We start from the raw sequence: 13,124 nt of genomic DNA, 5'->3' as shown, positions 1-13,124 counted from the left end.
ACATGCGTTCGCCCCACGCAGGGGTGGCTCCACCCGTGCAAAGCCGCGCTGAGGACAGCGCGGCAGGACGCGTTTCCGGGCCCATAAACCGCATCGCCTTTTTAACCTTAACCCCTGATATTCGCCCGAATCGACCGCTCCGGGTCGAAGCCGGGCGGACCCATGCGCAAGCTGGCGGCGGCGCTTCTGAGCTGCGCCTACATATTCGCCGCCCTCGCCGTCGCCGCCCTGATGTGGCGGGGCGGGGCGGGCTGGGCGGCGGGGCTGAGCGCCTTCGTGGGCGCCCTGGCGCTCGCCTTCTCGCTCCACACGCTTGTGGGGCGCATCTTCGACACCGCATCGCTGAAGAGCGAGATCGCCACGCTGCGCGACGCCCACCGCATCCTCGCGGACCATATCGAGGCCACCCAGGACGCCCTGGAGAAGCTCGGCTCCACCATCGCCAGCGAGAGCGTGGAGCGCACCGAGGCCATCGTCTCGGAGGTGCGCATGCTGGAGGACTTGGTCGCGCGCATGGGCGAGAGCCTGTCCGCGCGCCTGGCCAGCGCCACCCACGTCATCGACCGCAGAGGCGCCCACCCGCCGCCGGACCCCCAGCGCGCGGCGCTGCTGGAGACGGTGCGCGAGGCGCTGCAGGAGAACCGGGTCGATCTCTACCTCCAGCCGGTGGTCAACCTGCCCCAGCGGCGGACCCTGTTCTACGAGAGCTTCTCACGCCTGCGCGACGCCACCGGGCGGGTGATGATGCCGGCGGAGTACCTGTCGGTGGCCGAGCCGGAGGGACTGGTGCAGGCCATCGACAACCTGCTCTTGTTCCGCTGCGTGCAGATCGTACGGCGGCTGGCGTCCAGCGACCGGCAGGTGGGCATCTTCTGCAACATCTCGCCGGCCTCGCTGTCGGACGACAGCTTCTTCCCGCGCTTCCTGGAGTTCATGAGCCAGAACAAGGACCTCTCCCAGGCCTTGATCTTCGAGCTGGGCCAGAAGGCGTTCCGCGACCGCGGCGCCAAGGAGAGCCGGAACATGGGCAAGCTGGCCGACCTCGGCTTCCGCTTCTCCATGGACAAGGTGGCCGACCTGGACCTGGACTATGCCGACCTCGCCCGGGCTGACGTCAAGTTCGTCAAGATCGGCGCCTCCGTGCTCCTTGACGAACTGGAGGAGCAGGACGGGCGCACGGTGTTCGCCTCCATGAACGACATCCTGGCAGCCGACTACGCGCCGCTGATGCGCCGCTATGGCGTGGAGATCATCGCCGAGAAGGTGGAGACCGAACGGCAGGTGGTGGAGGTGCTGGAGCTCGACGTCGGCTTCGGCCAGGGCCACCTGTTCGGCGAGCCCCGCGCCATCCGCGAGGCGGTGATGGCCGAGACCGCGCCCCCGGAAGAGTTCAACCGCGCCCCCTTGAGAACCCGCGCCGCCTACGGCTGAGGCGCGGTCTGACAAGGCCCTACCGCCGTCAGGAGCTGGACAGTCGGTTGAAGGCCGCCCTATCAGACGCGAAACGTGCCGGACATCGAAGCGCCTGCGTCCAGCCCGCAACCTGCCTCCACACCGATCCCGCTCCGGCCCGAGGAGGCTCAATGCATCTTGTCATCGGCACGCCATGCTACGGCGGCCTCGTCAGCCAGCGCTACATGCAGTCGGTCTGCGCCCTGCTGCTGGACGGGAGCCGCAGCGGCGTGACGGTCACGGTGGAGATGATCGGCTACGACTCGCTCGTCACCCGGGCCCGCAACAGCCTCGTCGCCAAGTTCCTGGACACGCCGAGCGCAACCCATCTGCTGTTCGTGGACGCGGACATCGGCTTCACGGCCGAAGCGGTTGTGCGCATGCTGGCCTTCGATCAAGAGGTGGTCGCCGGCATGTACCCCTTGAAAGTCGTCCATTATGACGCCGCCGTCTTCGAACGGATGCAGGCGGGGGAGAGCCTGGAGTCGGCGCAGACCCGCTATGTCGGCACGCTCGAAGGGCCGGACGAGAGGCAGACGATCGACGGCTTCTCCACCGGGGTGTTCGCCGGCTGCGGCTTCATGCTGATCAGCCGGGGCGCCTTCGACAAGCTCATCGCCGCCTATCCGGACACCCGGTACGTCGCCTCGCACAACCGCATGGCGCCTAGCCTCAGTCCGAACCAGTTCGCCCTGTTCGACTGCCTGATCGATCCGGAGACGCGCGAATATCTCAGCGAGGACTACGCCTTCTGCCAGCGGTGGCGGGCGATCGGCGGCAGGATCTGGCTGGATACGCGCAGCCGGCTCGGGCATATAGGCCCACGCGAGTTCGTCGGGGACGCCGCCCAGCGGTTCGGCCGGACCTGATCGTCGTCACGCCACACCGACGCTCCGTGCGACCCTGGGGTCAGGCCACCATTGACCGCGCGCGTTCCGCCCTCTAGCCGCCGGTGATGACCCCTCCTCGCCTGCTGACCGGCCTCCGCGAGGTCGCGCCCGACTACGTCGCCCTGTTCTGCGACATATGGGGGGTGGTGCACAACGGCCGGACACCCTTCGCGGAGGGCTGCGCGGCGCTCGCCCGGTTCAAGGCCCGGCACGGGCCGGTGGTGCTGATCTCCAACTCTCCCCGCCCCGGACCCGACGTTGTGCTGCAGCTTGACGCCCTGGGCGTCTCGCGCGACGCCTGGACGAGCGTGGTCACTTCCGGAGACGCCACCCGCGAGGAGCTGCGCGCCCGGGCGCCCGGCCCCGCCTGGGCGCTTGGCCCCATGCGCGACGCGCCGCTCTACGACGGAACGGGGATCAAGTTCGCCGAGGTGCCGGAGGAGGCGACCTTCGTCTCCTGCACCGGGCTGTTCGACGACGAGATCGAGACGCCCGACGACTTCCGCGAGCGGCTGCAGACCTGCGTGGACCGAGGCCTGGTCATGGTCTGCGCCAACCCCGACCGCGTCGTTCAGCGCGGCGGCAAGACCATCTTCTGCGCCGGCGCCCTGGCTGACGTGTACGTCGAGTTCGGCGGCGAGGTGGTGATGGCCGGCAAGCCCTACGCCCCCATCTACCAGCGCGCCTATGCCGAGGCCGCCCGCCTGCTCGGCCGCGAAAGCCCGCGCACCGGCCTGCTGGCGATCGGCGATGGCCTGCGCACCGATGTGGAGGGCGCCAACGGCCAGGACCTGGACGTGCTGTTCGCCGCCGCCAGCGGCGTCCATGCTGCCGAGGTGCTGGAGCCAGGCGGCGCCCTGTCGCTGGCGCGGACCCAGGCGCTGCTCGACTCCGTGGGCGCCCACGCCAGCTATGTGATGGCCGAACTCGCCTGGTGAGCCGTCCCGGCGATTGCAGCCCGCCGTGCGGCGGCCCATCTTAGGCGCAGACGGGCCACAGGAAGAGATCAGACCCATGCTTGGCAACAAGACCCGCGCGAGCGCCCCCGACGGCGGCAAGCCCGGCCTGTTCGGCTTCGCTCCCAAGCCGCCGCCGGTCCAGGTGGCCCAGCCGGGCGCAGCGCCCGCGGGTGCGGACGGCCTGGTCAAGGACTCCACCGACGCCACCTTCATGGCCGACGTGATCGAGGCGTCCCGCGCCGGCCCTGTGATCGTGGACTTCTGGGCGCCCTGGTGCGGTCCCTGCAAACAGCTCGGTCCGGCGCTGGAGAAGCACGTCCGCGCCGCCAAGGGCGCGGTGCGCATGGTCAAGGTCAACATCGACGAGAACCCGCGGATCGCGGCCCAGCTGAAGGTCCAGTCGATCCCCACCGTCTACGCCTTCGACAACGGCCAGCCGGTGGACGGCTTCCAGGGCGCGCTGCCCGACAGCCAGGTCAAGGCCTTCGTGGAGCGGCTGAGCGGCCCCGCCGGACCGTCGGACATCGACGCCCTGCTCGACATGGCGCGGGAGAGCCTGGAGGCCGGCGACCTGGCCGGCGCCATGCAGGCCTATGCCGGCGTGCTGCAGGCCGAGCCGGACAACGTGAAAGCCATTGCCGGCCTCGCCCGCTGCTACATGGCGGGCGGCGACCTGGAGCACGCCCGCGAGGCGGCCGCCATGGCCCCCGCCGACGCCAAGGACCCCGACCTCGCCAGCGTCCGTGCGGCCCTGATGCTCGCCGACAACGCAGCTGGCTCCACGGAGGAGTCGCGCGCCTTCGAGCAGCGACTGGCTGCCGACGCCGGCGACCACGAAGCGCGCTTTGAGCTGGCCAAGCTGCTGGCCGGCCAGGGCCGATTCGATCAGGCCGCCGACCACCTGCTGATCATCCTGGAGAAGGACCGCATGTGGAACGAGGAGGCGGCGCGCAAGCAGCTGCTCACCGTGTTCGAGGCGGCGGGGCCGATGTCGGACGTGGCGCGCTTGGGCCGCAAGCGCCTCTCCTCCATCCTGTTCTCGTGAGGGTGGAGGCGATGGCCAGCTATCGCCACGCGTCCGACCTGCCCCAGCTGATCCCGATCTTCCCGCTTGACGGCGCACTGCTGCTGCCGCGCGGCCAGCTGCCGCTTAACATCTTCGAGCCGCGCTATCTGAACATGATCGACGACGCCATGGCAGGCGAGCGGATCATCGGCATGATCCAGACCCGGTCGGGCGGCGCGCGCGACAACCCGGCGCTGGCGGCCGTGGGCTGTGCGGGCCGCATCACCAGCTATGCGGAGACCTCGGACGGCCGTTACCTGCTGACCCTGACCGGTGTCTGCCGCTTCCGCCTGGTGGCCGAGCCCTCCACCCAGACTCCTTACCGCCAAGTCCGCGCCGCCTTCGCCGGCTACGAGCTCGACCTGGACAGCGAGGGCGACGACAGCGAGCTGGAGCCCGGTCGAGCCGAGCTCCTCGCCGGCCTGAAGGCCTATCTGGATGGGCGAGGCCTGGAGATCGATTGGACGCAGGCCAAGGAGGCGCCCATAGAGGCGCTGATCAACAGCCTGTCCATGGCGCTGCCGTTCGAGCCGCCGGAAAAGCAGGCGCTGCTGGAGGCGCTTTCAGTGGAGAGCCGCCGGCAGGCCCTGGTCGCCCTGCTGCAGATGGGCGCCGCGACGCCGGGCGGGGGCGACGAGGACGAAGCTCCCTCGATGCAATGAGAATCATCCCATGAGCCCTTCGCCCCTGAAGACTTCCGAGGTCGATCCCCGCCTGCTGGAGGTCCTGGTCTGCCCGGTGACCCACACGCCGCTGGAGTACGATCGTGAGGCGAAGGAGCTGATCAGCCGCGCCGCGGGCCTGGCCTATCCCATCCGCGACGGCGTGCCGGTGATGCTGCCGGAAGAAGCCCGGGCGCTGGGGGACTAGCAGCTAGGCGCTTTCCCACCCAGCAGGAGAGGGCCGCCGAACGCGGGGAGCAAGCCGCGCGTCGAAGCCAGGCGGAATGACCGTTGGCCGTCTCGCGGCGTTTTCCGCGCTCGCGCCCCTCCATCAAGTTCGGCGGCCCTCCCCACCTGCGATGGAGAGGACGAGCATGGGTCCTGCCTACTGCTTCACGTAGGCCGTCGAGGCCAGGAACTTGTCGGTCAGGCTGGTGAAGCCGCTTGAGATCGCCGCAGAGCTGTTGGCCTGGTAGTAGTAGCCGGTGGTGGCGCAGGCCTGGAGCGCCGTGCTCACCGCGCTCGGCCCGCTAGGACCGCTCGGATAGAGGTTGTGGCGCACGAACAGCTCGTACAGCTGCTCGTTGGGGTCCTGCCCGGTGAGCGGCACGTAGGGGGTCTCCAGCACCGCCAGCACCACGCCGTTGTTCTTGAGCTGGGTGCAGTAGGCGGTGTTGATGGGCGAGGCGTAGCAGCCGGTGAAGGTGTAGTAGCTCCAGGCCGGGTCAGAGGCGAGGTTGGAGCTGTTGTTGCAGCCGACGTTGCCGTTCTCGCCCGAGTAGAAGTCCTTGTAGAAATCGGACTCCACGCCGTCGGTGACCAGGATCACGAACTTCAGCGGCGAGGTCGAGCTGTTGCCGGTGCCGCCTGCGCCGATGTCGCTGACAAAGGTTGGCAGGTACTCGTTCATGTGCGTGTCCACGCCGAGCTGGACGTTGCTGATGGCCGTTTTCGCGCCGGAATAGTTGGTGTTGGTGTAGGCGGCGGTCGGCGCAACCAGGTTGTCGCTCAGAGAATAGACGTTGAAGCCGTAGGTGTTCTTGCTGAGCGCCTGCGCCTGCGGGCCTGAGGTCACCTCGGTCTGGATGTGGTCGATCAGGGCGCTGGCGGCCGAGATCATCACGTCGTAACGGGTGGTCGCGCCGGCGGCGTGGGCGTTGGTCAGGCCGGTCTGCACATCGGAGGGGGTGGTGCTGCCCGGGGTCGGGCCCTCGTCGTGGCAGGCGAAGGCGCAGGGCTTGGACTGGCTGCTGTCCCCGGAATAGTGCACCTGGCTCCAGTTGTTGGTCACCCAGGTGGAGATCAGGTTCACGTCGTTGGTGGTCGCGCCCACGATCATAGAGCCGGACACGTCCAGCAGCATGTTCATCTGTATGTTGGCGGCAAAGCCGATGTTGGTGGTGTTGGAGGCGTAGACCGGCGCGGTCTCCCCTCCGCCGGTGCAAACGCCTGGCAGCACGAGGGGCACCCAGCAGGATCCCTTCACGCTGGTCGTCATGCTGACCGTGTTGGTCACCGTGGGATTGCCGTTCACCTTTGCGCAGTCGGCGGTCTGCACGGGCGTGCACAGCGAGAACGCGGTGAGGCTCGGCGTGCCGCCCTTGAAGTTGGCCTGCAGCATGCTTGCGGCGAGAGACTTCAGCGTGGCCTCGGTAGTGTTGGGATTCTCGGAGTCTGTGGAGCTGACCGCAAGCGCCGCGGTGTCGGTGGCCGACTGAAGCTGGTTGCGGCTGTTGTTCATCGAGGTGACATCGATGGCGCCGAACATGCATAGGATCAGCAAGGGCGCCAAAAGGGCGAACATCAGCGCCACAGCGCCGTGCCGGTTCTGCGGCAGCAGGCGCGCCGCCGAGACGATCCGCCTCGAAAGGCGATCAAAGATGGCGGAAATCTTCAAGCGTCACCCGTGGGCACACGTCCCCCGCAACAGGGCACGATCCCGACCAATGTCGCGCAGAACTCTTAGAGAGCCGTGAAACGACGGCGTTAGCGGCCGTTCATGAGTTCAGCGTGCCAGATCGGGACCTTGGAGCGGCAGGAGCTGATGCATAAACCCTACCAGCCGCCTCATCCTGAGCTTGTCGAAGGACGAGGCGTCCACCGGGCGTGCTGCAGTCTCGTACCGCAACAGGCTTAGAATGAGGCCGGCAAAGAGTGGATTTCAGCACTTATTTGGCGTCAGTCGCGCCCTACCACTCGGTGAAGCCGCCGTCCGCGCTGCGCCACACCGGGTTGGACCAGCTGGCGTAGCTCCTGGCTTCCTCCCGGATCACCTGCTCGTCCAGCACCACGCCCAAGCCCGGACCTTCGGGCACCTGCACATAGCCGTCGTCGAGCGTGATCAGCGACGGGTCGGCCAGGTAGGTCGGCAGGTCGTGGCCGCCGGTGTTGTAGTGGATGCCCAGGCTCATCTCCTGGATGGCGAAGTTCGGCGTCGCGGCCACCACCTGCAGGCACGCCGCGAAGGCGATGGGGCCGAGCGGACAGTGCGGCGCCAGCGCGATGTCGTAGGCCTCCGCCATCGCGGCGATCCGCCGGGTCTCGCTGATGCCGCCGGCGTGGCTCACGTCCGGCTGGCAGATGTCCAGGATGGCTTCCTCGAAGAAGCGCTTGAAGTCCCAGCGGGAGTAGAGCCGCTCGCCCGCCGCGATCGGCACGTGGCTCATGTTGGCGATCTGGCGCAGGCCCTCGATGTTCTCGCACAGCATGGGCTCCTCGATGAACAGGGGTGAGACCTCCATCAGCCGGTCGGCCAGCTGGCGGGCCATGGGCTTGTGCACCCGGCCGTGGAAGTCGAGCGCCGCGTCCACGCCCTGGTCCCGCACCGCCGCCACCCGGGCCACGGTGGCCTTCAGCGAGGCCGGCGTGTCCAGCCACTGCATCTCGGAGGTGGCGTTCATCTTGATGGCCTTGAAGCCCTGCGCCTTGCGCCCCGCCGCGGCCTCGCCGACCTCCTCCGGCTTGTCGCCGCCGATCCAGGCGTAGCACTGGATGCGGTCGCGCACCTTGCCGCCGAGCAGCTGCCACACCGGCACCCCCAGCGCCTTCCCCTTGATGTCCCATAGCGCCTGATCCAGCCCCGACAGCGCGCTCATCAGCACCGGACCCCCGCGATAGAAGCCGCCGCGGTAGCCCACCTGCCAGGCGTCCTCGATGCGGAAGGGGTCGTGGCCGACGAAGCGCTCCCGCAGCTCGCCGAACGCCCCTTCCACCGCCCCCGCATGCCCCTCCAGGCTCGCCTCCCCCCAGCCCACGTGGCCCTCGTCAGTCTCCACCCGCACGAACAGCCAGCGGGGCGGGACCTTTATGGTCTCGATGCGGGCGATCTTCATGGGCGGGCTCCGGGGTGCGAGAGGGTGTTCTAGGCTGGAATGGGAGCAGGGGGAATCGGGAGCCTTGCTAGGCTGCGGCGCGTGTGCTCATCGTCTACACACCACACGGTTGATTCACCTCCGCTCATCCCGGCGAATGCCGGGACCCAGATTATAAGGTGGGACGGTCCCCCGTGTTCTACACCTACATGGTCGCCAGCCGCCGCAACGGCACGATCTACATCGGCTCCACCGACGACCTCGCCCGCCGCATCCACCACCACAAGATCAAGGCGCAGGACGGCTTCACCTCCCGCCACGGCTGCGACCGCCTCGTCTGGTACAAGACCCACGACACCCGCGAGTCCGCCTTCATCCGCGAGCGCCGCATGAAGGATTGGCGCCGCAGCTGGAAGCTCATGCTGATCGAAGCGGCCAACCCAACCTGGACCGATCTCTACGAGACTCTGAACTGCTGACCGCCCTAATCCCCCAAATTTTAATCCGCTCATCCCGGCGAATGCCGGGACCCAGATTACAAGGCGCAGAGGTGCAGAGGTTTGCAGCGCTCCCGTTCCCCCATCCGAGAGCCCTACAATCTGGGTCCCGGCATTCGCCGGGATGATCGGGATTAAGAGGGTCAAGGTTGAGCCGCAGGCTCGCCTACGCAGCAGGTCGCCTTGGCGCGCCCGAGCACGGCGGCACTGCGCGACGTAAACAGTGCAAGCAGAAAGATTGTAATGTGTGTAAAAGGACGTCCCCTTTACAGGCACGGGTTCATCACTGGCTCTCTAGGAACTGAAAGCAGCTCGTCTAACGAGCCATGTATGCCCGCTGCTCCGCCACTTCGCACTCGTTGGTAGAGATTGGCTCCGTCTCCCTTGCACATGTTACCGGACTTATGAAGATTCTGCGTGGCCTGAGCCTCCGACGCAGAGAGTTGCGCTTGCGTCACTGGATGCGAGCTGTTTCTGATAATAAAAGCGTCGATCCGCTTTACAGATTCAACCAACTCTCGTTGTATGTCATCATTGTTTTTGAAACACTGATTTCCGACCTCAATGATAAAACTATATATCTGCCACAAGCAGAGCACCGCTCCCTTGCCCGTGTTATCAACCTGTGCCGAAATTCCCTTATCGTGGAACTCTGTGTATCCTCGTCCATGGGTGATGCTAGCGGACTTGTTTCCCCCAGGCACCGAGTTTGTTTTGCTCTGGGGCTGAAGCCTGGCCTCGTCGGAGTCAATCGGTCTCGCAGCATTTGCGGCCGAAGCAGCGTCCGTCACGAGCTTCACTCGTGCACACGCAATCTTCGGCAAGAGGGTTTCGCTATCCGGATCGTGAGAAAACTGTAGCCTGTCACGGTTTGTATTTCCGTGCCCAACTACAACGTCGTTAAGATCTAATATCTTCCATGAGGCGTCGGCGACTATTTCATTGTCGCAGTTGTCAATCATCGTACCGACATAGCTATGATTATTGGCTGGCACGTTCCACTTTGGGTCGTGCTTGTACATAGACCGGTACGTAAACTGTACAGAGGGTCCAGACGGTTTGATGCTGTCAAAATCTAAAGAGTTAATGCTGCCAGTTTCATCTGGGCCAATTGGTATGTAGCTCTCAGACCATGCTGGCTTGTTAGCGAGAAAAAGCATTGCTACTGCGACTAGCGATCCTAAATGACATGCCATCGGCCATTCTGTTCTGACTTGAGGTGCCATAAGTCGTACTGGCGACTATAACGCTAATACCACCTTCGGGAGAGAGCAACCTGACCGACGCTCGATAGTGAGCTTGGATCGCTAGGCGCTGCAATGAGACCAATACCGCCATCGAAGTTCTTGCTCCGTTCCCCATGCCGCGCTACCCTCCCACACTACATATGAGGATCGCGCCGGCCCCGCGGCGCAGCCCCGGAACGCCCGATGCCCGAACACGACTTCATCCGCGTGCGCGGCGCGCGGGAGCACAACCTCAAGGGCGTCGATGTCGACATCCCCCGGGGCCAGCTCGTGGTGCTCACCGGGCTGTCCGGGTCGGGCAAGTCCAGCCTCGCCTTCGACACCATCTACGCCGAGGGCCAGCGGCGCTATGTGGAGAGCCTGTCCGCCTATGCCCGCCAGTTCCTGGAGCTGATGGGCAAGCCCGACGTGGACCTGATCGAGGGGCTGTCGCCGGCCATCTCCATCGAGCAGAAGACCACCTCCAAGAACCCCCGCTCCACCGTCGGCACGGTCACCGAGATCCACGACTACATGCGCCTGCTCTGGGCGAGGGTGGGCGTGCCCTACTCGCCCGCGACGGGCCTGCCGATCGAGAGCCAGACCGTCACCCAGATGGTCGACAAGATCACAGCGCTCCCGGAAGGCACGCGGCTGAACCTGCTCGCCCCCGTCGTCCAGGGCCGTAAGGGCGAGTACCGCAAGGAGATGGCCGACTGGCAGCGCCAGGGCTTCCAGCGCGTGAAGGTCGACGGCCAGCTCTATCTGATCGAGGAGGCCCCCAAGCTCGACAAGAAGTTCAAGCACGACATCGACGTCGTGGTGGACCGCATTGTGGTCAAGGAAGGCCTGGAGACGCGCCTGTCCGACAGCCTGGAACAGGCCCTGCGCCTGGCCGACGGCATCGCCATAGCGGAATGGGCCGACGTGAAGCCGGGCGAGAAGGCGGCCCGGCGGCTGCTGTTCTCCGAGAAGTTCGCCTGCCCCGTCTCGGGCTTCACCATCAGCGAGATCGAGCCGCGCCTCTTTTCCTTCAACAACCCGTTCGGCGCCTGTCCCAAGTGCGACGGGCTCGGCCAGAAGCTGACCTTCGACGCCGACCTGGTGATCCCGGACAAGGACAAGAGCCTGCACCGGGGGGCGGTGGCGCCCTGGGCCAAGGGGCCTTCGCCGCTCTACACCCAGACGCTGCAGGCGCTGTCGCGCCACTACGGCTTTTCGATGGACCTGCCCTGGTACGAATTGGCCGATGCGGCGCGCAAGGTGGTGCTGCAGGGCACGGGGGCTGAGAAGGTGAAGTTCACCTACGACGACAACGCCCGCAAGTACGAGGTCTCCAAGGCGTTCGAGGGCGTGCTGCCGAACCTGGAGCGGCGCTGGCGCGAGACCGACAGCGCCTGGGTGCGCGAGGAACTCGGCCGCTACCAGTCCGAGACGCCGTGCGAGGCCTGCCATGGCGCGCGCCTGAAGCCGGAAGCCCTGGCGGTGAAGATCGGCGGGCGGAACGTCTCGGAGGTGTCGGGCCTGTCGATCCGCGACGCCCGCGCCTGGTTCACCGAGCTGGAACCGACGCTTAGCCCTAAGCAGCTCGAGATCGCCCGGCGCATCCTGAAGGAGATCAACGACCGGCTGCGTTTCCTGGTGGAGGTGGGGCTGGACTACCTGTCCATGGCGCGCGCGTCCGGCACGCTCTCCGGCGGGGAGAGCCAGCGCATCCGGCTGGCCTCGCAGATCGGCAGCGGGCTGACGGGGGTGCTGTACGTGCTGGACGAGCCCTCCATCGGGCTGCACCAGCGCGACAACACGCGGCTGCTGAAGAGCCTGCAGGAGCTGCGCGACCTCGGCAACTCGGTGCTGGTGGTGGAGCACGACGAGGAGGCCATCCTCACCGCCGACCACGTCATCGACATGGGCCCCGCCGCCGGCATCCACGGCGGCCACGTCATCGCCGAGGGCAGGCCGGACGACATCAAGGCCTCGAAGGACAGCATCACCGGCCAGTACCTCACCGGCGCGCGCGAGATCGCCATCCCGGAGGTGCGCCGCAAGCGCAACCCGAAGAAGGTCATCACCATCCATGGCGCGCGGGGCAACAACCTTAAGGACGTGACGGGGGAAATCCCCGTCGGCCTGTTCACCTGTATCACCGGGGTGTCAGGCGGCGGCAAATCCACCTTCACCATCGAGACGCTTTACAAGGCCGCCGCGCGCCGGCTGAACAACGCCTCGGACGCGCCGGCGCCTCACGACCGGATCGAGGGCCTGACCCAGTTCGACAAGGTCATCGACATCGACCAGAGCCCGATCGGACGCACCCCGCGCTCCAATCCCGCGACCTACACGGGCGCCTTCGGGCCGATCCGGGACTGGTTCTCAGGCCTGCCGGACGCCAAGGCGCGGGGCTACGGCCCTGGCCGGTTCAGCTTCAACGTCAAGGGCGGGCGGTGCGAGGCCTGCCAGGGCGACGGCCTGATCAAGATCGAGATGCACTTCCTGCCCGACGTCTACGTCACCTGCGATGTCTGCAAAGGCCGGCGCTACAATCGCGAGACGCTGGAGATACTTTACCGCGGCAAGTCGATCAGCGACGTGCTGGACATGACGGTGGAAGAGGCGGCGGACTTCTTCAAGGTGGTCTCCTCCATCCGGGACAAGATGGAGACGCTGAAGCGGGTCGGCCTGGGCTACGTCAAGGTCGGCCAGTCGGCCACCACGCTCTCCGGCGGCGAGGCCCAGCGGGTGAAGCTGTCCAAGGAGCTGAGCCGGCGGGCCACCGGGCGCACCCTCTACATCCTGGACGAGCCCACTACGGGCCTGCATTTCGAGGATACCCGCAAGCTCCTGGAGGTGCTGCACGAGCTGGCCGACGCGGGCAACACGGTGGTGGTGATCGAGCACAACCTCGACGTCATCAAGACCGCCGACTGGCTGCTCGACTTCGGCCCAGAGGGCGGCGACGGCGGCGGCCTGATCGTGGCGGAGGGGACGCCCGAGCAGGTGGCCAAGGACCCGGCGAGCTGGACGGGGAAGTACCTGGCCGAAGTGCTGGAGCGGCACGAGC

General features: G+C 66.6%; 9 protein-coding genes and 1 pseudogene. 8 read left to right on the top strand and 2 right to left on the bottom strand.

The genetic code is table 11. From position 1 onward, the window contains the following. Nucleotides 1–162 precede the first annotated feature (162 nt). The 6 genes from HUV06_RS09870 (at nucleotide 163) to HUV06_RS09845 (ending at nucleotide 5,237) form a co-directional block, all read left to right on the top strand. A complete protein-coding gene (locus HUV06_RS09870) occupies nucleotides 163–1,431 on the top strand; it encodes an EAL domain-containing protein (protein ID WP_174301101.1) in 1,269 nt (422 codons plus the stop codon). Between the two features lie 152 nt (nucleotides 1,432–1,583). Then, a complete protein-coding gene (locus HUV06_RS09865) occupies nucleotides 1,584–2,321 on the top strand; it encodes a hypothetical protein (protein WP_174301100.1) in 738 nt (245 codons plus the stop codon). A gap of 86 nt (nucleotides 2,322–2,407) precedes the next feature. Beyond that, nucleotides 2,408–3,280 carry a TIGR01459 family HAD-type hydrolase gene (locus HUV06_RS09860; protein WP_174301099.1) on the top strand — a complete coding sequence of 291 codons (873 nt, stop codon included), beginning with the start codon at nucleotides 2,408–2,410 and terminating at the stop codon, nucleotides 3,278–3,280. A 76-nt stretch (nucleotides 3,281–3,356) separates the two neighbouring features. Beyond that, the gene (trxA, locus tag HUV06_RS09855; protein WP_174301098.1) at nucleotides 3,357–4,346 is read left to right on the top strand and encodes a thioredoxin; all 990 of its coding nucleotides are present in this window, start codon (nucleotides 3,357–3,359) and stop codon (nucleotides 4,344–4,346) included. Nucleotides 4,347–4,357: 11 nt separating this feature from the next. Continuing rightward, nucleotides 4,358–5,029: an LON peptidase substrate-binding domain-containing protein gene (locus HUV06_RS09850; RefSeq protein ID WP_174301097.1), complete on the top strand. Its 672-nt coding sequence runs from the start codon at nucleotides 4,358–4,360 to the stop codon at nucleotides 5,027–5,029. A 10-nt stretch (nucleotides 5,030–5,039) separates the two neighbouring features. Further along, on the top strand, nucleotides 5,040–5,237 hold the full coding sequence (locus HUV06_RS09845; protein WP_174301096.1) for a Trm112 family protein: 198 nt from the start codon (nucleotides 5,040–5,042) through the stop codon (nucleotides 5,235–5,237). Nucleotides 5,238–5,414: 177 nt separating this feature from the next. On the opposite strand, the gene HUV06_RS09840 is transcribed toward HUV06_RS09845, so the two are convergent. Both HUV06_RS09840 and dgoD read right to left on the bottom strand, forming a co-directional pair. Then, nucleotides 5,415–6,926, bottom strand: a complete 1,512-nt coding sequence (locus HUV06_RS09840) for a TadE/TadG family type IV pilus assembly protein (protein ID WP_174301095.1) — start codon at nucleotides 6,924–6,926, stop codon at nucleotides 5,415–5,417. 292 nt (nucleotides 6,927–7,218) lie between these two features. Next, a pseudogene (dgoD, locus tag HUV06_RS09835) lies at nucleotides 7,219–8,367 on the bottom strand (galactonate dehydratase); the annotation flags it as partial. Nucleotides 8,368–8,519: 152 nt separating this feature from the next. On the opposite strand from dgoD, the gene HUV06_RS09830 reads away from it, so the two are divergent. Beyond that, complete coding sequence (locus tag HUV06_RS09830) at nucleotides 8,520–8,819, top strand: GIY-YIG nuclease family protein (RefSeq protein ID WP_371811050.1); 300 nt, start codon at nucleotides 8,520–8,522, stop codon at nucleotides 8,817–8,819. A 1,448-nt stretch (nucleotides 8,820–10,267) separates the two neighbouring features. Continuing rightward, the coding region (uvrA, locus tag HUV06_RS09825) for an excinuclease ABC subunit UvrA (RefSeq protein WP_174301093.1) at nucleotides 10,268–13,124 on the top strand (2,857 nt) is incomplete at its 3' end.

Origin of the sequence: Caulobacter sp. S45 (assembly GCF_903642205.1) — a bacterium.
In the GTDB taxonomy this organism is placed as follows: domain Bacteria; phylum Pseudomonadota; class Alphaproteobacteria; order Caulobacterales; family Caulobacteraceae; genus CAHJWH01.
The sequence above is the reverse complement of the archived record's forward strand: the minus strand, read 5'-3'. Positions and strand labels throughout refer to the sequence as shown.

Coding starts and splice junctions, on each gene's coding strand:
- HUV06_RS09865 (WP_174301100.1), top strand. CDS start 1,584: ATGCATCTTGTCATCGGCACGCCATGCTACGGCGGCCTCGTCAGCCAG.
- HUV06_RS09860 (WP_174301099.1), top strand. CDS start 2,408: ATGACCCCTCCTCGCCTGCTGACCGGCCTCCGCGAGGTCGCGCCCGAC.
- HUV06_RS09845 (WP_174301096.1), top strand. CDS start 5,040: ATGAGCCCTTCGCCCCTGAAGACTTCCGAGGTCGATCCCCGCCTGCTG.
- HUV06_RS09870 (WP_174301101.1), top strand. CDS start 163: ATGCGCAAGCTGGCGGCGGCGCTTCTGAGCTGCGCCTACATATTCGCC.
- trxA (WP_174301098.1), top strand. CDS start 3,357: ATGCTTGGCAACAAGACCCGCGCGAGCGCCCCCGACGGCGGCAAGCCC.
- HUV06_RS09850 (WP_174301097.1), top strand. CDS start 4,358: ATGGCCAGCTATCGCCACGCGTCCGACCTGCCCCAGCTGATCCCGATC.